General features: G+C 60.8%; 19 protein-coding genes and 2 pseudogenes. 12 read left to right on the top strand and 9 right to left on the bottom strand.

Annotated features, from left to right (window positions below; translation table 11 throughout):
* Positions 1 to 5: 5 nt before the first annotated feature.
* Entirely contained in the window at positions 6 to 701 is a 696-nt protein-coding gene (locus CAF53_RS25430; protein ID WP_100239991.1) for a DUF6118 family protein, read from the top strand.
* 7 nt (positions 702 to 708) lie between these two features.
* On the opposite strand, the gene CAF53_RS25425 is transcribed toward CAF53_RS25430, so the two are convergent.
* Complete coding sequence (locus CAF53_RS25425) at positions 709 to 1,875, bottom strand: ATP-binding protein (protein ID WP_100239990.1); 1,167 nt, start codon at positions 1,873 to 1,875, stop codon at positions 709 to 711.
* On the opposite strand from CAF53_RS25425, the gene CAF53_RS27790 reads away from it, so the two are divergent.
* Entirely contained in the window at positions 1,828 to 2,028 is a 201-nt protein-coding gene (locus tag CAF53_RS27790; protein WP_206780929.1) for a hypothetical protein, read from the top strand. The two genes, CAF53_RS25425 and CAF53_RS27790, sit on opposite strands and share 48 nt — an antisense overlap.
* Here the strand turns inward: CAF53_RS27790 and CAF53_RS25420 are convergent.
* From CAF53_RS25420 to CAF53_RS25400, 5 genes and pseudogenes are all read right to left on the bottom strand, one after another.
* Positions 1,994 to 3,143: pseudogene (locus tag CAF53_RS25420) on the bottom strand (Fic family protein). The gene CAF53_RS27790 and the pseudogene CAF53_RS25420 overlap by 35 nt on opposite strands.
* A 95-nt stretch (positions 3,144 to 3,238) precedes the next feature.
* Positions 3,239 to 4,198, bottom strand: coding sequence for a tyrosine-type recombinase/integrase (locus tag CAF53_RS25415; protein ID WP_100239989.1), 960 nt, complete (start codon positions 4,196 to 4,198; stop codon positions 3,239 to 3,241).
* Entirely contained in the window at positions 4,195 to 4,578 is a 384-nt protein-coding gene (locus CAF53_RS25410) for a CopG family transcriptional regulator (RefSeq protein ID WP_100239988.1), read from the bottom strand. Before CAF53_RS25410 ends, CAF53_RS25415 begins: the two co-directional genes overlap by 4 nt.
* Positions 4,575 to 4,964: a type II toxin-antitoxin system VapC family toxin gene (locus CAF53_RS25405; RefSeq protein ID WP_100239987.1), complete on the bottom strand. Its 390-nt coding sequence runs from the start codon at positions 4,962 to 4,964 to the stop codon at positions 4,575 to 4,577. Before CAF53_RS25405 ends, CAF53_RS25410 begins: the two co-directional genes overlap by 4 nt.
* On the bottom strand, positions 4,961 to 5,209 hold the full coding sequence (locus CAF53_RS25400) for a type II toxin-antitoxin system VapB family antitoxin (RefSeq protein ID WP_100239986.1): 249 nt from the start codon (positions 5,207 to 5,209) through the stop codon (positions 4,961 to 4,963). Before CAF53_RS25400 ends, CAF53_RS25405 begins: the two co-directional genes overlap by 4 nt.
* 211 nt (positions 5,210 to 5,420) lie before the next feature.
* Between CAF53_RS25400 and CAF53_RS25395 the strand changes: the two genes are divergently transcribed.
* Both CAF53_RS25395 and CAF53_RS25390 read left to right on the top strand, forming a co-directional pair.
* The gene (locus CAF53_RS25395) at positions 5,421 to 5,666 is read left to right on the top strand and encodes an AbrB/MazE/SpoVT family DNA-binding domain-containing protein (protein WP_100240028.1); all 246 of its coding nucleotides are present in this window, start codon (positions 5,421 to 5,423) and stop codon (positions 5,664 to 5,666) included.
* Positions 5,663 to 6,073, top strand: a complete 411-nt coding sequence (locus CAF53_RS25390; protein ID WP_100239985.1) for a type II toxin-antitoxin system VapC family toxin — start codon at positions 5,663 to 5,665, stop codon at positions 6,071 to 6,073. The genes CAF53_RS25395 and CAF53_RS25390 overlap by 4 nt, the downstream gene beginning before the upstream one ends.
* A gap of 80 nt (positions 6,074 to 6,153) precedes the next feature.
* Here the strand turns inward: CAF53_RS25390 and CAF53_RS27705 are convergent, their stop codons facing one another.
* Both CAF53_RS27705 and CAF53_RS25380 read right to left on the bottom strand, forming a co-directional pair.
* Entirely contained in the window at positions 6,154 to 6,519 is a 366-nt protein-coding gene (locus CAF53_RS27705) for a hypothetical protein (RefSeq protein ID WP_197707581.1), read from the bottom strand.
* Positions 6,520 to 6,570: 51 nt separating this feature from the next.
* Positions 6,571 to 9,504 carry a Tn3 family transposase gene (locus tag CAF53_RS25380; RefSeq protein WP_100239983.1) on the bottom strand — a complete coding sequence of 978 codons (2,934 nt, stop codon included), beginning with the start codon at positions 9,502 to 9,504 and terminating at the stop codon, positions 6,571 to 6,573.
* A 147-nt stretch (positions 9,505 to 9,651) separates the two neighbouring features.
* Here CAF53_RS25380 and CAF53_RS25375 point away from each other — a divergent pair, with 147 nt between their 5' ends.
* The 4 genes and pseudogenes from CAF53_RS25375 to CAF53_RS25360 all read left to right on the top strand — a co-directional run.
* Positions 9,652 to 10,257, top strand: coding sequence for a recombinase family protein (locus CAF53_RS25375; protein ID WP_026109404.1), 606 nt, complete (start codon positions 9,652 to 9,654; stop codon positions 10,255 to 10,257).
* Complete coding sequence (locus CAF53_RS25370; protein ID WP_007015766.1) at positions 10,254 to 11,612, top strand: hypothetical protein; 1,359 nt, start codon at positions 10,254 to 10,256, stop codon at positions 11,610 to 11,612. The genes CAF53_RS25375 and CAF53_RS25370 overlap by 4 nt, the downstream gene beginning before the upstream one ends.
* Before the next feature lie 19 nt (positions 11,613 to 11,631).
* The gene (locus CAF53_RS25365; RefSeq protein ID WP_100239982.1) at positions 11,632 to 12,411 is read left to right on the top strand and encodes a TonB-dependent receptor; all 780 of its coding nucleotides are present in this window, start codon (positions 11,632 to 11,634) and stop codon (positions 12,409 to 12,411) included.
* Between the two features lie 456 nt (positions 12,412 to 12,867).
* Positions 12,868 to 12,968, top strand: a pseudogene (locus tag CAF53_RS25360) (transposon DNA-invertase); the annotation flags it as partial.
* A 46-nt stretch (positions 12,969 to 13,014) separates the two neighbouring features.
* Here the strand turns inward: CAF53_RS25360 and CAF53_RS25355 are convergent.
* Complete coding sequence (locus CAF53_RS25355; RefSeq protein ID WP_197707579.1) at positions 13,015 to 13,920, bottom strand: LysR family transcriptional regulator; 906 nt, start codon at positions 13,918 to 13,920, stop codon at positions 13,015 to 13,017.
* 352 nt (positions 13,921 to 14,272) lie between these two features.
* On the opposite strand from CAF53_RS25355, the gene CAF53_RS25350 reads away from it, so the two are divergent.
* The 4 genes from CAF53_RS25350 (at position 14,273) to CAF53_RS25335 (ending at position 19,477) form a co-directional block, all read left to right on the top strand.
* A complete protein-coding gene (locus CAF53_RS25350) occupies positions 14,273 to 16,474 on the top strand; it encodes a TonB-dependent receptor (RefSeq protein ID WP_157801377.1) in 2,202 nt (733 codons plus the stop codon).
* 94 nt (positions 16,475 to 16,568) lie between these two features.
* The gene (locus tag CAF53_RS25345) at positions 16,569 to 17,267 is read left to right on the top strand and encodes a dienelactone hydrolase family protein (RefSeq protein WP_197707587.1); all 699 of its coding nucleotides are present in this window, start codon (positions 16,569 to 16,571) and stop codon (positions 17,265 to 17,267) included.
* 315 nt (positions 17,268 to 17,582) lie between these two features.
* Entirely contained in the window at positions 17,583 to 18,530 is a 948-nt protein-coding gene (locus CAF53_RS25340; protein ID WP_157801376.1) for a LysR family transcriptional regulator, read from the top strand.
* On the top strand, positions 18,530 to 19,477 hold the full coding sequence (locus tag CAF53_RS25335; RefSeq protein ID WP_100239977.1) for a LysR family transcriptional regulator: 948 nt from the start codon (positions 18,530 to 18,532) through the stop codon (positions 19,475 to 19,477). The genes CAF53_RS25340 and CAF53_RS25335 overlap by 1 nt, the downstream gene beginning before the upstream one ends.
* Positions 19,478 to 19,687: the final 210 nt, after the last annotated feature.

Raw genomic sequence — 19,687 nt, 5'->3', positions numbered from 1 at the left:
GAAGAATGGACCAGTATCGCGAGGTCGATCAGGACGATCCGGTCGCGGCGTTCGAGCAGCTGCGCGGCGAGGTGGCGTTGCTGCGTCGCGCCGTGGAAGGGCTGACGGCCGCGCGCGAGTCCATCGACATTCCCGACTATGAACCGACCCTCGCCCGCACCGAGAAGCTGCTGGGCATACTGGTGACGCAGGTCGATGCTATGCGCAAAAGCCCCGCCATGACGCTGACGCCGGAGACGATCGGGAGCCGACTGAACGCCTCCGTCAAGGAAGCGGTGAACGCGGTGCAGGGTCAGGCGCAGGCGTCGAAAGCGGCGCTGGATGGCGCAGTCGGCGATCTGCGCAGGCTGGCAGGCTCGGTGCGTCAGGCGAAAGAGCAGATGCGTTGGCTACTCATTTCCGGTGTCGTTGGACTGGCATTGGGCCTGTTGCTCTATGCTGCGCTGGCGGGGCCGATTGCGCGAATGATGCCCGCAAGCTGGCACTGGCCCGAGCGCATGGCCGCGCGGATGCTAGGCAAAGACACAATCTGGAATGCAGGACAGCATCTCATGGCCAGTGTCTCGCAACCGAGTTGGGATGCCATCGCCGAGGCCGCCAATCTCGTCCGTGACAATCACGAAACGATCGAGAGGTGCCGCAAAGCCGCCGTCAAGGCGGAGAAGGCCGTGCGCTGCACAATCGAGGTGAAGGGCGAGTAGGTCCCTCTTACTGATCATGCCCAAGAGCATGTGCGGCCGTCGACAGCGACATCACCTCGATGCCATTTCCCAGCGGGAAAGTCTCGGATCCGGGATAAATCAGGATACGGCGGTCGGGACTCAGATCTTCGCCGGCCGAATGGAAGCCGCGTTCGACCTTGGGCGAGAGGCTGCGCTTGACTTCGAACACCCATAGGCGGCCATCGGGGTGCCGAAGGAGCAGGTCGATCTCCGCGCCGGCGGATGTGCGGTAAAAATAGGCTTCCGTCCCCTCCGGCGCCGCGGCCACCAGGCTTTCAATTACAAAGCCTTCCCAACTCGCGCCTGCAACGGGGTGGCCAAGGACCGCTTCCCGATCCGTCAGGCCGAGCAAAGTATGAACAAGCCCGCTGTCCCGGACATAGACACGGGGCGACTTCACTAGGCGCTTGGCGCCGTTGCTGTACCAGGGGGCAAGTCGGCGGACGAGCAATAGATCGACAAGCAGGTCGAGATAATTGGCGACCGTCTGGGATGTGACCCCGAGGCTGCGGGCGAATTCCGAAGCATTGAGCAGGCCGGATTGATGATGAGCCAGCATTGTCCAGAAGCGGCGCAATGTTTCTGCCGGGATTCGCGGACCTATCGCCGGGATGTCCCGTTCGAGATAGGTTCGTATGAAATCCTGCCGCCAGCGTTGGCTCGATCGGTCCGATCCTGCCAGATAGCTGTCGGGAAACCCGCCTCTGATCCAGAGCCGTTCGACATCCGACCCCGCTATTTCCAGCGCATCCAGCGGCCCCATTTCCAGATAGCTGATCCGTCCGGCCAAACTTTCACTCGACTGAGCAAGAAGGTCCATGGATGCCGACCCCAGGAGCAGAAATCGCCCCGCTCGGAATCCCTTGCGTCGCCCGCGGTCGATAAGGCCGCGCAAAAGCCCGAAAAGTTCGGGCACCCTATGCACCTCATCAAGAATGACGAGCTTGTCCTCATGGGCGGAAAGGTAGAGTTCGGGTTCGGTCAATTTTGCCCTGTCAGCCTCAGACTCCAGGTCGAGATAGAGCGATGACCGGGCTTCGCCGACCTCTTGCGCCAGCGTTGTCTTGCCGACCTGCCTTGGGCCGAGCAGCGCCACTGCAGGGCTATGGGCAAGGCGATCAACCAACTGTGTTTTGATATGACGCTCAATCATCCTTGCAATATTCAATCTTTAATTGAAATTTGCAAGGATGATGCGAAGCTCCGTTCGCGGCGCTTTGGGGCTCTTAAAGGCAAGATCGCCATCGATAAAAGTTTCGACGAGACGTTCCTCAATGAGGAACTTGGTGGTTGGGATCTGGCTTGAGGTTCCCAAATGCATTTGTGCTGATCACGAGATGATAGCGGGCATAACGACGCTCACCAGTCCGCTGTAGCGCACCCAGTTCGACGAGTTCAGCCAGATCGCGCGTGGCGGTTGCCGATGTGGCGTCGGTGATCGTGCGATAATTATGTGCACTCAAGCCGCCAATGAAGCCGTCAGGCCCTTCGGCCATCATGCGGATGAGCGCCTTTTCCTGTCGCGCATTGATCTTGCCGCGCAGTCGATCAAGCAGGCGGGTCTTCTCGATCAGGAAACGGATGCTCGCGACGGTCCGGGCCTGCGCTTCCAGAACGATGCTGGCAAACCAACATAGCCAGTCATCAATCTGGTTGCTCTGACTGGCTCGTTGCAGTTCGGCATAATAGGCCTTCCGGTGCCGATTGATGGTGGCAGAGAGCGCCGTCAGCGTGGGCGCTTCCAAGCTTTGAGCTAGAGCCTTCTCGGCAATGGCGCGGCCCAGGCGACCGTTACCGTCCTCGAACGGATGGATCGTCTCGAACCAGAGATGCGCAATGCCCGCGCGCATGATCGCTGGGAGGGGAGCAGAGCCTTGCGGGGAACTATCGTTGAACCAAGCGATAAACTGCGCCATCTCCCCTGACACCCGATCCGATGGCGGGGCTTCGAAATGGAAGCGCGGTGCGTGGAGCGCGCCCGACACGATCTGCATTGCGTCGGCATGGGTGCGATAAGCGCCGATCAGACCGCGACGGCCGTTCATCAGCATGCTATGCCATTCAAACAGAAGCTGATCGCCTAACGGCTCAGCATAGCGCCGATAGAGGTCCACCATAAGCTCTGCTGCCCCGGCTTCCGCGGGATTTGACCGGCGCTTGGCCGAAGCAAAGCCAAAGCTGTCGCGCGATGGAGGACTGGACGCTTGCGCGGTCCAACACTTCTCCCTCGACAGCAGAGCTATCGACTATTTCCTCGGAAATCAGCTCGATCGCTATGCCTTGGCGCGCCTCGCCGTCGAGATGGTGCAGCGATCCAACGATAACGCCAGTCCCTTTGATGAAACGCTCTTCTGCGGCACGCAGGGACGCCTGCTCGAAGCTGAACTGGGGCCAGTCGGACAGTTGCCAATTCCAAAGCATGATCGATGAAACACCTTTCTATCGATCATAATATCGCAGAAAATGATTGATAGAAAGCAACCCTGTTGATCGAAGTCTGATCGTATCGCCTCTCATTAAATCCGCACCCGCTCGACCTCGGCAAGGCTGATCTCATCCCTTCGCCGGTCGTAGATCTGCGTGGTGCGGGTCGAACTGTGATTGGCCATGGCGGCGGCGTTTTCCAGCGTTCCGCCATTCTTCAGATAAGTGGTGATCCCGGTTGCGCGGAAGCTGTGATTGCCGATGCGGGTTGCGATGCCCGCGGCCTTGGCGCGGCGGCGGACCATGGCATGGGCGTCGGGCTGGGAGAGCGTGGTTTCGCTCAGCCGCTTCGTCTCGCGACTGATGGTGCGAAAAAGGGGCGCCTTGGGTTCGACCAACTCGCAGGTTTCGATATAGGCGAGGAGATATTCCTCCAGTTGATGGTGGCAGGGCATTTCGTGCCGCTTGCCGCCCTTTTCATGCAGGCGCAGCCAGTGGCGGCGGCCTTGCACGAACACATCCTCCCGCTTCATGGCGAGCGCCGCGCCGACGCGCGCAAAGCTGTAGACCATGAGGCCGATCAGCGCCCGATCACGCAAGCCTGCTTGTGTCGAAATGTCGATCGCGTCGAGCAGGGCGCGAGCCTCCTCGGCCTCTAATACAGGCGTGCGTCCGGTGCGCGCGCTATGGGCGGGGCCGCGCACGTTGGACGCCGGGTTGAAAGGGATGACTTGGCCGACGACTAGCCAGTCGAACAGGTTGCGCACCGCCGCGAGGCGCAGCTTGACCGTGGGCGTAGATAGCGACTTGCCCAGTTCCTCGATCCAGCCCGCGACATGAAGCGGCGCAACCTCGGCCAGATCGCGTACGCCATGGCCGAAGCACCAGTTGAGGAAGTCGCTTGCAGCTCGCGCATAAGCGCGCCGCGTGTTTGGGTTGCGGATGTTCGCCGCGAAAAATTCGAGGAAGCGGAGGCGAGCTTTGTCGTCGGCCGACGCGATCAGTGCCGGCAGCGCCAGATCTGACGAGGCGAGAAGGGTGAGCCGCGTCATCGCGCGATTTTTTCCCAACGCGCCGGCTCAGGGCGGGGCTTGGTGATCTCTCGATGCAATTCGTCCATGACTTCGTCCAGATCGCGGACGCGGCCAGCTTTTACATCTTCCAGGGACGCATCCAATTGCCGGCGCAGCAGCTCATCGCGCAGATCGCGATGCGGCTCCAAGTCGATATAGTTACTGACGATAGCGAACACCGCTTCGGAAGGATCGGCGAACCACCCGCCTTCGACCCGTTCCAGCAGCCAGTCGGCCATGCTGCCGGGAAGATAGGCCTCAAACCGTAGTCCGCCAGAGCGCGCCCGCTCGCGTAGCGCCTTGGCCTGTTCGCGCTCAGCCTGATTGTCGGCAAAAGCGTCATTTTTTTCCTCAGTCATGCGGCAGCCTCGATATCGGTGAGGGCGAAGTCATTGCCCTTGAACAAAAGCGGCTCGCCGGTCGCTTTCGCCAGCGCATAGGCGAAGCAATCGCCGAAGTTCAGCCCCGCCTTGTGGCGACCCTTTCCGAAATCGAGAAAGGCTTGCCGCGCCAGCTCGCCATGCTCGACTGTCACCGGCTCGATCATGATGCCGGCGCGCCGGAAGAAGGCTTCAGCCTGCCGCATCCCTTCCGGCCCCAGCTGGTTTTCGATCACCATGGACAATTCGAGATGATTGGCGACGCTGATGCGACAGGCATCGGCATTATGGATGGCTTGGACGAACGCCTCCGCTTCAGGTTCGCGGTAGAGGATTGCGACCAGTGCCGATGTGTCGAGGATCATTTCGGCAGGCCATTCTCATCGTACAGCAACTCGGCATGATCGGCATAGGGCTGCGTCACATGCGCGGCCGCCCGATCGGCGATGGCCAGCAGTTCGTGCACGCTTGCCTTGCCTTTGCGGCGCTTGATGCTGGCATAGCGTTCGCGCAGCGCCTCCGTGACGACCCGGGTCATGCTCTCGCCGGTCGCTTGGGCGATGGCTTGGGCAAGCCGGTGCGCTTCGGGGTCTTTGATGTTGAGGCTCACAAAGCACCTTTCTAGAAATATAGGTATTTTTCTACCATATAGACACTAAGGGGCAAAGGCTTTGATAAAGGACATTATCAAAGGATCATACGCATGCTGGGTGCAGATGGCGCAATTACGCCATCTACCCACAGTCGTGACATAAAAAGCAGAAAGTGCCATAAATTGGAAAAATGGCAAAATCGGCAGTCAATGGATTTTGGTGGGCAATATGACCTTTCAGGTAAACGTCACCGCAAATGGCCGCATGAGCCTTCCGGCGGATGTCAGGAAACGTTTGGGCCTCACAGGCGGCGGGGCGTTGATCGTGGAGGAAACGCCCGATGGCGTCATTCTGCGCACAGTCGCTCAATCCGTTGCCCATGCCCGTGCGCTGGCCCGCAAATATACGGTCGACAAGCCAGAGGCGTCGGTCGATAGCTTCCTTGCTAACCGTCGCGCGGAAAGCGGCGAATGACGTCGATCGTCCTCGACGCCTCCGCCTTGCTCGCCATGCTGCGTGATGAGCCGGGCGGTGACAAGGTTGCGGGTGCACTGATCGGCTCGCGCATGTGCACGGTGAATCTCGCCGAGGTGATAAGCCACTTTGTGCATAACGGCATGCCGCCCCAGGAAGCGGACGCGATGCTACGCCCCCTGCCCGTCACTTGGGTGGAGGCAGACGCGGAGCTTGCGAGAATCGCAGGCCATCTGCGCGCCGCAACGTCCGAAGCAGGACTGTCGCTTGGTGATCGCTTCTGTCTGGCCTTGGCTCTTCGTGACGGATTGCCAGCCTGGACGGCAGACCGACAGTGGGCCTCAGTCGCCGAGACAACGGGCGCTAAGGTGAAGATTATTCGTTCCCTTAGACGATCAAGCCAATGATCCAATGATGAGCGCCTTATTCCGTTCGTGTGGAACTTGCACGAGCAGCGACGATAGGGTTAATCCACTATGACGATAGATTACTGCCGCCAGCGTAACCAAATGACGATAGCGGCGGTGATGAATGTATAGACCCCCACCCCTATCCACTGCGAAGGCAGAAACGACCTGCCAATACTAGGCATCATCGTTGATGAGGTGTCGATCGGCCAGCCCCCGTTTTGTCGGCCGCCAGCAACTCTAAGGACGGGGACCGCGAACGATGATGCTATCAACATTGACAAATGTACATACAAATGCCATTTTTCAGCATGGATAGCAAAAATGTCGCTGGCTTCGATTGGGATGAAGGCAACCAGGCTAAATGTCAGAAACATGGTGTCACGCTTGCGGAAATCGAAAGCGTGTTCGCCGGTACGCCGTCCATAGGGCCAGATGTCGCCCATTCGACGGTGGAGACGCGCTTTCTGGCCCCTGTGCATTATCAGGACACGGATTCACGGTAGCGGTTTGATGAGCAGCGGCATGAGGCCGTTGGCGTCGAGATCGAGGTGATCGGACCAGACATAATCGCCGGTGAGATTGATGCGATCCCAACCCAACGGCGAGAGCCGGGACAGCATAGCTGGATCGATGGGGCTTCCTCGACGACGCATTTCGTCGACGGCGCGCCCCAGATAGCGACAGTTGAACAGGATAATCGCTGCGGTGACGAGGTTGAGCGCGGCCGCTCGGGTCTGCTGGTTCTCCAGGCCACGGTCGCGAAAACGGCCGAGCCGATGGAAGGCGACCGCCCGGGCAAGGCTGTTGCGGGCCTCGCCCTTGTTCAACTCGGCAGTGACGGTACGGCGCAGAGCCGGATCCTCGAACCAGCGGAGCGTGAACAGCGTGCGCTCGATCCGCCCGATCTCCCGCAGCGCCGCAGCGAGGCTGTTCTGCTGGCGGTAGGCGGACAGCTTCTTCAGGATCAACGATGGCGTGACGGTGCGGTGACGGATCGCGCCAATGACACGTTCAATATCGGGCCAGTGGCTGACGATCAGGTCCCGGTTGAGCCTGTGACCGAACAGTGGCGCAAGCCTGCCATAGCGCTTCGAGGGTTCGAAAGCGTAGAGGCGCCGGTCGGACAGGCGAGGAATGCGCGGCTCGAAATCGAGCCCGAGGAGATGCATCGTCGCGAATACGATGTCGGAAACGCCGCCTCCATCGACGTGCAGCGCGGTCAGATCGGCGTTGCTGTCATGGCCGAGGAGCCCATCGAGCGCATGGATGGCTTCTCCTGCCGTGCCGGCGATCACCGTCTGGTGCAGCGGCGCGTAGCGGTCGGTGATGGTGGTGTAGATCTTGACCACTGGGTCGCGACCATAATGGGCGTTGACCGCTCCGCCGGCTTCGCCCGGCCCGCCCAGGTAGAAGGCCTGGCCATCCGCGGAAGCCCGGTGTCCTTGCCCAAACCAGGCGGCGATCGGCTCGGCGTGGATGGCGTCGGTCAGACAGGCGAGCGCCGCCCGAAAGGTTTCCTCGCGCATGTGCCATGTCTGCATGCGCAGCAGCGCGCGGCGTGACCCTGCGCCGCATACCTCGGCCATGCGCGACAGCCCAAGATTGGTCGCTTCGGCAATCAGAGTGGCGAGGAAGGCCTGCTCATCGCCAGGCGGCAACCCGGTCGAGACGTGCCCGAAGTGCCGGGTGAAGCCGGTCCAGCGTTCGACTTGCGACAACACGTCGGTGATACGCGTGGCAGGCAGCATGTCGTAGCAGGCAAGCGTCAGGCGCCGTCCTTCGTCGTGCCTGGCATCATCGTCCTGCAGTTCCTTGGGAAATCGCAATCGCTCGCCAGCGAACAGGGCAGCATCGCGTCCGGCCAGATTGTGGGCGACGTCGCGCAAGGCGCTGTCGAGCTGCGCGGCGCGCTGATCGAGCCATGCGTGTGGATTACCGAGCGAGAACGGCGGTTGCAGCGCTGCGCCGGATAACGGCGCGAGCAGCACGTCCAGCGACCTGTGCAGCCTTGACCTCGGCACCCAGATATCACCCGAGGCCAGTGCATTGGTGAGCGCGCCGTAAGTCGCCATCTCCCAGTGCGTCCGGTCGATCTTGCCGGCGACCACGACATGGCGGTGCCAGCGCCGCTCGACATGACCGAGCGGAACGTCGGCAGGGAGGGGCTTGCGCCAGTCGCCATCAAGATTCGACAGGATCGCCATCGCGTCGCGCAATGCCGCGGTGCCGGCCCGACCGTGGAAATCGAGCGCTTGCAGGAATAGAGGCCCTGTTCGCTTGAAGGTCCGGTATTCGGCTGCGATCTCGCTCAGCACATCGTCCCTGTGAGGTGCCGCGGTACGACGGATGATTGCGGCATCAGCATCGAGCATGTCGAGAGGCACGATATCCCTGAGGGCCGCACCGATATCTCCGCCGGCGCGTGCTGCCTGGCTAACTGTTTCCAGCACAGTGGCGATCCGCATCAGCCGATCGCGGCCTTCGCGTCCCGAAATCGCGACCCTCTGCTCCAGGCGTTTGCGAGCACGAAGGTGAGCGCGTCCCATCAAGGCGCTGAACATGGCGATCGCCGCGTCGGTAAGCGTGGCCTCCATCTCGCGCAGCGTTGCAAGCAGGATGACCCGCCTGCGGGAGACGCGCATCTGTTGGAAAGCCTGGGCTGTATATCGCACGCCTTCGCGGGCGAACTGCGTCAGGCGGGGCTCGTGCAGGGGATCGACCGGAATGCTGGAAATACCGGTCCTATGGATTATCGCGACCTTCTCGAGGATTTCGGCAAGCGAGGCTGACGCGACGCGGGGCTCTGGTTCGCGCAGCCAGGACAAGCGGCTCTGCCGGTCATGTACCTTCTCATCGATCAGCATATCGAGACGCTGACGCATATCCGCATCGAGTTTAGCATCGACCGCGGCGACCAGATCGGTTTCCGTCCGAAGCATCGCCTCGGCCGCCATCCGCTCAACGACGCTGATGCCAGGGATGACGATGCGTCGCGTGCGCAGCTCGTCCAGCAATCGATCAAGCAAAATGCGCCCGTCCACGATAGCCATGGCTTCGGTTTCCAGCCAAGTCATCATGATGCCGCGCGCTGGCCGGCTCAGATCGGTGAATCCGAAGCGCGCCTTGATGGCGGCAAGCTGATCGTAGCGGGTCGGCGCTCGCCGCGCGAAGTCGGCGACGACGCCTGCATCCACTCCGACCTGTTCGGCGATGTGGTCGAGCATGATTGCAGGCAACAGCTCGCCTGTGCGCAGATGTCGCCCCGGATAGCGCAGGCAGCAGAGTTGCAGGGCATAGCTCAAGCGGGTCGCCGGAGTGCGTGCGAAGCCGATCGCAGCAAGGTCCTCGGCATCGAGGCCATGATGTCGCACCACCGCCGCCTCGCTGTCGGGCAAAGCAAGCAACGCGGCGCGCTGCCGCTGGGTCATCGGAATACGTGCGGGCATGTTTCATCCTCCAAAAACCTCTTGCCTTTTGTTGGCTTAGTGAAAGAGGATTGTGAAAGACCCAAGGCTGCGGAAATTGGTGCATGCTGTTTCCGCCTCCAGATACGGCCGTTTGTGAAAGAGACGCAGATGACGCGCGAACCCTATCTGATCGGTTATGCCCGCGTGTCGAAGGGCGACGACCAGTCGAACGCCGCGCAGCGGCGCGCGCTCGATGCGGCCGGCTGCAAGCGGGTGTTCGAGGAGACCGCCAGCGGTGGGCGGTGGGACCGACCCAAGCTTCTGGAGATGATCGGCCAGTTGCGCGACGGAGACGTCGTCGTCGTCTGGAAGCTTGACCGGCTGTCGCGCAGCCTAAAGGATATGCTGCACATCATGGAGCGGATCGAGCTGGCAGGCGCGGGCTTCCGCTCACTGACCGAGGCGATCGACACCACCACCGCGGCAGGGCGGATGATGATGCAGATGGTGGGAAGCTTCGCCGAGTTCGAGCGGGCCATGATCCGCGAGCGTACCAGCGCCGGCCTTGCCCAGGCTCGCGCAGAAGGACGGATCGGCGGGCGTCGGCCCAAGCTCGGCGACAAGCAGCGCCGCGAAATCGCCGAGTCCGTCACGTCCGGCCGCAAGTCCGGTGCCGAGATGGCGCGGCTCTACGGCGTCAGTGAACCCACCGTCTCGCGCATCGTCGCCGCGCACCGCCAGCAATTCAGTCAGCAGCAGAGGGAACAGGCATGAAGCGTGGTCACGATCTGTCCGGCGTCATGAAGTTCGCCACCTCGCCGGCCTGGGGCGAGCATCTGGGCGAGGCGCTCGGCGATCATCTCGGGCTGGCGATGGAGGAGTTCGACTTCGAAGCGGACGAGCTGGCGGACATCGTCGGCGATCATTGGGCCGGCGTGTTGTGGGGATGCGCGTTCGAGGATCTGCTGACGCGCACCATCCAACCCGACCGGAACATCGTCGATGACTATATTCGGCGCCGGGGCTGGAATGAGAGCGGCCCGACCAAAATCTACCTGCGTGCCCTTCGATCGTCAGTGATGAGCCTCCACGAGGTCAGCGAGGTCGAGCCCGGCAGCGGCTTCCTCGTGCGCGACCTGATCCGGGGCGGCGAGCCGCTTCGAGTATCCGAGCGCAGCGCCTCGCAGACGCTGAAGCAATGGGACAGGATCGGTGCCCGCGTCGTGCAGGTCGGAGGCAAGCACCTCCTGTCGGGCGGCGTGCTGTCGTTCACGATGGAGGCGGCCGAGGCGCTCGTCGCCGATCTACGGCGCTCGAAGGGCAAGCGCAGCCCGCGCACCGCGTTGAACCTAGACGCCGACGATCTGGCTGCACTTCCGGCCCTCATCAGCACGGCATGGCTGTTCGATGTCGTTCCCAAGACCATGGGACCGGCGCCCATCCCCACGCTGCACAACATTGATGGCGAGGAGGTGATGTTCCACCGCGTGCGCTTTCCCTTCGCACGCGGCGTGACCCAGGCGCTGGTCGGCGAGCGGCTTGATACTGTCCCTGCGCTTCAGCGGGAAACCACGCACTTTTGGAACTGGCTGGGCGAGAAACCGAACGGAAAAGCGAAAAGCACCGGGCGCATGGCGTGGGGTGTGACGATGGCGGACGGCACCCCGGTGCTCGGCAATGTCGAATTGAAAGGCCGCGCCCTGATGCTCGCCGTCACCTCGGCCGAGCGAGCGAAACGCGGCACCGCGCTTATCAACGATGCGCTCGCCGGGTTGGTCGGCTCGCCGCTGACCACGATTGAGACGGTCGAACAGGCCATGGCGGCGCGGGCCGAGGGGCTGACATCATCCGAACCGGCACCCGCCATTGCGCCAGAGGTTGCAACCCCGCTCATCCATGCCATGCTCGACCGTCAGTACCGCGCGACGCTCGATGAACCCGTCGGCATGCTCGGCGACATCACCCCGCGCGCAGCCGTTCAAACTGCCGCAGGCCGGCACCGAGTAGCCGGGTGGCTCAAGCATCTCGAAAACCGCAGCAGCAGCCAACTCGACGCGAACGACCCGATGGCCACCTACGACTTCACTTGGATATGGCGCGAACTTGGCATCGAGAACCTGCGCAAATAGTTCGCTACCCCTGACGTCGATGCCTACCGTGAATCCGTGTCCCTACAATGCACAGAGGCCTACTGTCAGTCGTGGCTACAAGGGCGGATCCTTCCCGATTTCGGGAGCGACATCCTATCTGCAATACCGCCCTGTTAAGCAGGAAAGCCTTCTCGACTTAGAGGCAGGATTAAAAGCGAGCCTGTTTGACCGCCGCGCTCAGCTGAATTTGGCAGGCTTCTATTATGAATACCAGGACAAGCAGGTTCGCGGTAAATTCATTGACGCAGCTACGAAACTGGCATTTAGCGGCCTTGTCAATGTGCCCAAGTCGCGGCTTTACGGTGCCGAAGCGCAACTTTCATTGCGCTTGTCCCGTGCGTTGACGATCGGCGCTGATGCGACCTATGTGAACTCGAAGATCAGCGCACCGTTCGCAAACGTGGATTTCTACGGCTTCTCCAAGGATTTTGAAGGTGAACCTTTGCCGTTTGCGCCGAAGTGGTCAATGGTTGGCCGCGCCGACTTCGATCAGCCGGTCACCGAGCATCTGACTTTCTTTGCTGGAGCTAACGTCAATTATCAATCCTCAACCAATGCTGCGCTCGGGCAGCAGCCAGCGGCAGACATACGGAGTTTTTATACGCTGGACGTCCGCGCTGGCATCAGGACGTTGGACGATAAGGTTACGGTCAGCGTTTGGGGCCGCAATATCACCAACCAATATTACTGGACTGGCGTCAATCTCGTTTTGGACGTGGTCAGCCGGTACGCAGCTCAGCCCGCAACCTATGGCATGACGCTATCCTACAAAATCTAGCAGGAACCGCCTGTGAGCCGACCGGGTCGGCTCGGGAGGTGGGGGCAGGGGTCAGGCGGCATCGCGGGTTTTGAAGCAACAGCGTTCATGCCAGTCTCGACGATGTCGCAATGGTGGGTGACCTTATCCATCAATTATTGAGGCAACCGATCTCTTCTTTTCAGGGGCCGGCGAGCTTTCGCCGGCTCTTTCCTAAGGCGCTTGCAGCGCGATGCTGCGCAGGACTCCGCACACTGACCAAAGTTTCAGAACCGACTCGGGGACCTCGCCGGCGGATTTCCATCAAGGCCAGCGGTCACCAAATGCCGCACAAACAGGCCGGACATATGAAAGCAACCGATCAAACCCATCCCGACAAACGACCCTTGCCCAGGGGGCGTCCACATATGAATCACGACACCCTGCCATCCGCCAGAGGTTTTTAGAGGCGTCCAATCGCATTGAGGGTGCGCATGCGTGTCGAAAGCCGATGGCTCGCAGTCGCTCGACCTCCAACACGATGCCCTCACGCAGCCGGCGTCGAGCCCGACAATGTCTATGACGATCGCGCGTCCGGCATGATCCGCAGATTATCGCGACCAGCCTGATTTTCGAAACCGACTCTCAGCGGATTTCGGCGCCGGATCGGTTGAAGCCTTCCTTTACCAGCTCGCGAAGCCAGCGGTTCGCCGGATCAAGGTGGAAACGCCGGTGCCAATATTGGCGAAGTGCGAAGGCCGGGAGCGAGATAGGCGGGTCGCGCAAGGCAACGATGCCGTACCGGCTGAACTTTACCCCGAGGGATCGGGGCACCGTCGCGACATAATCCGAGTGCTGCGCGACCAACCAAGGCACGCTGAGGAAGTTGGTCGTTGTGATGGAAACATTCCGCTTCACGCCGGCCTCGTCGATGGCGGCGTCATGGCGAACGATCACGCCGGCTCGGCCAACGTCGACCACGACGTGCGATAAAGCAGAAAACTCCTCCTGTAGGATAGGCGCCCCGCCCGCTGCGTTCGAAGGATGCACGATGCTGAGATAGTCGTGCATGAAGAGCTCCTGCTGGACGAGTTCTTCGGGCAACTGTCCCAACCGTCCAATCGCGAGGTCGGCCTCGCCCGTGCCGAGCACGGTGTCGAGTTGCCGGCCGGCGGCCTGCATTGTGCGCACCTCTATCAACGGGGCGTCCTGGCGGAGCCGCTCGACCAGAGCGGGTAGGAAGACGAGCTCGCCCATGTCGCTTAGGCAAAGCGTAAAGGTTCGGCGCGAATTCCGTGGGTCGAACGGCACAATCGGCAGCACCTCGTCGCGGAGTGTAGCTACCAGGCGCGACACGGTCGTACCCAGTGCCCGGCCCTTAACCGTGGGAACGACGCCGGAACCCGACCTAACGAAGAGCGGGTCCCCGAAGAAAACTCGGAGCCGCTTGAGGGCATGGCTCGCGCCACTCTGGGTGATGCCCAAGCTCTGGCCCGCGCGGGTTAGGGTCTTCTCGCGCAACAGCGCATCGAACACGAGCAGAAGGTTCATGTCGAACTTTGCAAAATCATGCCGATTAGTCATAGTCTTAATATATATTATTCACCTCCCGAATGTCAAAGCAGGGCCTTTGCCTCTACAAAGAACGGATCGCGCACGCCTCCTGCATCGTGGTCGATGGAGGCCGTTCGGTGCTCTAACACGAATAAACGAGCCGGGCCGCTCCGCGAAGCGACTGACCGAATAAATGAATGGGATTCATGAAGAAGATGATATCTACTCGCTTGCATAATGATGGAAGACTGCGGTAGATTTGTTGAAACAATACGAGAAAACGGATTGGACTCGATACGAAGGGGGGGGTATGGTTGGAAGAGGGGCCGGCATAATTGCCGCGGCATCAATGATCTCGGCCGCCGCGCAGGCGCAAACCACGTCAGGCACGAAGCAGCACGCCATTCTACCTGCCGAGCAATCCACCACCGATAGCGCCAGCACCAGCGATGTCGCGGCTTCCTCGACGCAAGGCCTCGAAGAGATCGTGGTGACCGCGCAGAAACGTTCGGAAAATCTTCAGCGAGTACCGATCGCAGTTACGTCCTTGTCGGCGAACCGAATCCAGACTGCCAACATCACCAGCACCGTCCAACTCGCGGCGGTCTCGCCAGGTGTCAACATCGAACTCGTCAATGCCAATTTTCAACCACGCATCCGCGGCGTAGGCACCTCGTCGCAAGGTCCAGGTGTCGAGAACCCAGTCGCCCTTTATGTCGACGGTGTCTACTATGCCTCGCAGCAGTTCGGACCGGGCGATCTGAGCGACGTCCAGTCGCTGAACGTGCTCAAGGGCCCCCAAGGCACTCTGTTCGGTCGCAACGCCACCGGCGGTGTTATCCAGATCAATACCCGTGATCCGTCGCGGACGTTCAACGGCGAGCTCGAGGCCCGCCTCGACTCTTACTTGACCAGCCGCATCTTTGGCTACGTGAGTGGCAGCCTAACTGACGACGTCCAAGCTGGACTGTCGATCGCTTATGCAAAGCAGTTTGATGGCTGGGGCGAGAACTTGGCGGACGGCAAGGACGTCCACCGGGCCGACAACGACCTCAACGTGCGTTCGAAATTCTTCTTCGAACCGACGTCGTCGACGACCATCAAGCTCTTGTTCGACTACGCCCACAGGGATGGCACGAACGGACTCAATTTCAGGCCCTACCCCGGCACCAAACCACTTTTGCCGGGCTACCGGCAGGGCGGTAGCAAGTGGGATATCGACAACGCCCAGGCCGGCGATCTCCGGTTCGATGGCGGCGGCGCGGCCCTAACGATCGAGCAGGACGTCGGCTTTGCGCAGCTGGTCAGCACGACCTCCTACAGGCGCTACTCCTCCTTCACCAATTTCGCGGCGTCAATGGTCCCGCAGCCTGCCCAGATCATCGACATCAGCCGTAGCGGGAACCAAGAAACAGAGGAGCTCCAGCTTCTCTCGAAAGCGAGTTCCAAGCTAAAATGGGTCTTTGGCGTGTTCGGGATACGGTCCAGCGAGACGGTGGACCCGCTTAGCGTAAAACTTTTCGGTCCGCTTGCCCCCGCACCGGACTCGCTGGCGCTGATCGACATCAGCGCCAAGACGGTCGCGAAGTCGATCGCGGTCTTCGGGCAGTCTAGCTACGAGGTGCTCCCCCGTCTGAACTTCACCGCCGGCTTGCGCTACACTTACGAGCACCGCAGCTTCACCGGCGGCGAGACCGGGATGTTGAACAACGGCTTTGACCTCGGCGCCCTGCCGATCCCGGCGGTGCCGCCAACCGTCTCGTTTAATAACGTCTCTTGGCGGCTCGCGCTGGACTACCAGCTCACCCCGTCCACCCTGCTGTACGCGTCCAACAATCGCGGCTTCAAGAGCGGTGGCTACAACGGCCTCGATCCGACCAACCCGCCCTACCTTCCAGAACGACTCGACGCCTACGAGGCAGGTATGAAGACCGAGCTGTTCGATCGGCAGCTGCGACTCAATGTTGCGGGCTTCTATTACAACTACCAGAACATCCAGGTCAGCCGTTTCCTTCAGACGGCAACGATCTACAACGGCGGCCAAGCGCATCTGTATGGCGTCGACATCGACGTCGATGCCAAGTTGGGCGCATTCACTATAGAGGGCGGGCTCGAGTACCTCCACAACAAGTTCACCCGGTTTCCCGATGCGCAGTTCAGCGTGCCCCAGCCTAACGGGGGCAGCCTGATCACCTCTGGCGACGCAGCGGGCAATCATCTTCCTTTCGCCTCGACGTTTTCGGGCAACCTCAGCCTGACCTACACCACGGCGCTCGCCGGAGGCGACTTGGCGCTCAACGTCAACGGCTCCCACAATAGCGGCTACTGGCTCGAGCCGGACAACATCCTCAAGCAGCCCGACTATGATCTTCTTGGCGCCAGCATCAGGTGGGCTCCGTCCAACGCCAGGTATACCCTTCGCCTCTGGGCGACCAACCTCCTCAACAAGGCGGTGATCGGCTTTATTGCAAGCAGCGCGCTCGGTTCGGAGACCGACTACAGCAATCAGCCGCGTACTTTCGGCGGGACACTCACCATCAAGTTCAGATAACGATAAGACAGGAACAAACAAGCATCTGGAACGGAATATGATAGAAAAGACGATCGACATCAAAACGCCAGACGCCAGCCCAATCGGCGGAGGAATGACGACCCTGATATTTCATCCCGAGGACGACCCATCGCCGGTGATCATCCTCTACATGGACGCCTTCGGTATTCGCGAGGAACTGCGGAACATGGCGCGGCGTCTCGCAAGCGTCGGCTACTATGTAGCGGTTCCCAACCTTTATTATCGTTCGTCGCTATTGGAAGTCGATCAGATCGCCAGCATGCCGGACGAAGACGGTGCTCCCAAGATTATGCCGCTCGTGCGGGAGGTAACCGTCCCGCGCGTGATGGCCGACAGCGACGCGCTCCTGGGCTTCATCGACCAGGACTCCGCAGCAGCGAAGGGGCCGATCGGTACGGTGGGCTATTGTATGAGCGGTCGCAACGCGATTGCTCTGGCCGCCCGGCATCCCGATCGTGTCGCGGCAGTGGCATCGATCTACGGCACTTGGCTGTTCGAGGACAGCCCGACTAGCCCCGCCAACATGCTGCCATCGGTCCGGTGCGCGCTCTACATGGCCTGCGCGGAGCACGACCCGTTCGTGCCGCTGCACGAGGTAGAGGCGCTTCGGAATATGCTGATGACCCGCGACGCGCCCACCGAGGTCGAGCTCTACGCGGGCGAGCATCACGGTTTCGCCTTCCCCCAAAGGGCGAGCTACAGCCGCGTCGCCGCCGAGCGTCACTGGGAGCAGCTCTTCCGCCTGTTCCGACCGCTTCTGGCAACTGCATGATCGCAGGCAGTTCTCAGACCCACTGTCTGGACGCCGGTCGATGCGCCTGAGTAGACGTCTGGGACTACCCCCGTCGACACCAACAGAACAGATTTGAGGGTTGTGATTTAAGGAGGATTTGGGCTTCGCCGTAGTGACGAAGGAGCGAAGATGAAGCCCAAATCCTCCAATGCAAAATAGCCGACCAAGGCCTCTACCAAAACGGGATAAAGGACATTTGGCGGCAGACCCGTCGGCATTTCTAGGCCAAGAACAGCATTTCGAACTATGCCAACAAGGAAGGCATCGTTCAGAGCTTGTAGGTCAAAAGAGTTCATGAGAAGCCTGCGCGCCACCAACCTGAACCTGCTGCCCGTGCTGCGCGCGGTGCTGCGTTTCAAGAACGTCACTCGAGCGGCACGAGCGCTTGACCTGAGCCCATCCACGGTGAGCGAGATGCTAGGGCATCTGCGCCATATGTTCGACGACGAGTTGCTGGTGGCGCGAGGCAAGACCTTTCGCCTTACGGTCGTTGCGGAACGTCTGGACCAGCAGCTCCGTACCGTGCTCAAACCGCTTGACCACCTCATCGACCTGGAAATCTCCGCCACCTCGCACGAGAGCCCGAAACTCGACATCGCCATCAACGACTATTCGATGCTGGTGGTCGGCGAGCAACTGGTCCGCTTCTGCGCCGAACTGCATCCGGAAATAATCCTCAACCTCCACGATGTGAACGAGGAAACTGCGATCGCGCTGTTGCAGGGAGACCTAGATTTCCTCATCTCGCCCGAAATTCCGGCGGGGCTGACCGATCCACAATTCGCCCGGCTTGCCCTCGTCGACGATCGGATGATGGGTCTCGTTGACGCAGGGTCGCCAATCATTGGCAACATCTCGGAAGAGATGTACTGGCGCGCGCAGCATATCTTCCTGCATCATAACCCCGGCCACTACAACGCTAGTCGCACCACGATTTTGCAGCATATCGGTGAGAACCGCGCCGATTCAATACTAGTCGAGAGTTACCCGCTCCTTGCCTTTTTGGTTGAAGGAACGGAGAGCATCGCCCTGGTGCTGGAGCGTGCTGTCGCCGCGTTGATGCCGCAACCCAGTGTTCGGCTAGTCGAGGTGCCGTTCGAAGTGACGCTCAGGACCTTCGCTTATTGGGATGACACCTATCCTCGGGACCCGGTGCAGCGCCGGTTCGTTGAGATCCTCCGCGACTTCGCCTCACAGATTAGTCGTCGGGCGACGACGCGCGCGAAGGCGTTCTATCCCTGATGGCCAATCGACGAGACGTCCCCGGACTGGACAAGCAGAAGCGCGGAATTGCGCGCGGGGCGGCCTTGGACCGCTCACGTCAGACTGGGCGCTTTCCCGGGCTCAACCACAATCTCCTTCCAGCCCTGCGCGAGCTGCTCAAGTCGCGCAGTGTTGCCAAAGCTTCCACCGCACTGAACATGAGCCAGTCGGCGATGAGCGATTCCCTCGCTCGGCTGCGCGGCTATTTCGACGACCCGCTTCTGGTCAGCGCCGGCCGCAAGTTCGTACTTTCGGATCTTGCTACCCAGATCGAGCCTGTCATCGATCAGATGTTGAGCCGCGTCGAAGTGCTGCTTGGCCTGCAGCCGTTCGATCCTCAGGCCTTCCTCGGGCGGGTCAAGGTGTCAGCGCCGGAAAACGCAGTGCTCACGCTGCACCCTAAGTTCCTAATCGAGGCGCGGCACTTGGCTCCGACAATGTCGATCCATTTCGTGCGCGATTGCGCCGACGTTCTGCCGACACTCGCGAGCGGTCTGCTGGACTTCGCGCTAATCCAGGCGATCGAAGCACCGGAAGTGGACAGGTCTTTGGGAATCGAGCTCCTATATGAGGAGGAATTGGTCTTGCTGAGCGATCGCGCTGATGCGGCGGACGATCGCGTTGCCGAAGTGCGCGACCTCTTGCTGTCTACGCCCTCGGCAGTGTTGCGCGAATGCCGAAAGATTACGCACAGTCATAGTGCGCCTGAGGTTCTGATCCTTCCGGCGTTGCAGCTCGTAAAGTTGGCGCAGGCGCGTAACATAGTGAGCGTGGTGCCTCAGCGCCTGGCCCAGCGGCTAGGCGCGAGCGTGGCTAGGCCGAATCTGCCGCGCCTCTCGACCTTCATGGTGTCACGGCGTTTGCGTGAGAAAGAGCCATTGCAGATCTGGGTATCGACCCTACTGAAGAACAGTGTCGTTAGTTGACCGCCTGCGGCGAAGGCCGAAAGTAACATACCTGCCGATACCTACCGTCCCTATTTCCGATTGTTCTTTTTCGATCGGCACGCCTAGTCTTCCCAGCAGCCAAAATCGATCCACAGCGTGCAGCAGCTGCATAGTTGAGTTCGGCACGAGGGCGGCGATTGATAATCGGGCCATGAAACGCGCAAGCCATTGATATTGATCGGCTGTGGG

Origin of the sequence: Sphingobium sp. LB126 (genome assembly GCF_002795205.1) — a bacterium.
GTDB lineage: Bacteria > Pseudomonadota > Alphaproteobacteria > Sphingomonadales > Sphingomonadaceae > Sphingobium > Sphingobium chungbukense.
Note: the sequence above shows the minus strand (reverse complement) of the source record. Positions and strands in the feature narration are given on the sequence as shown.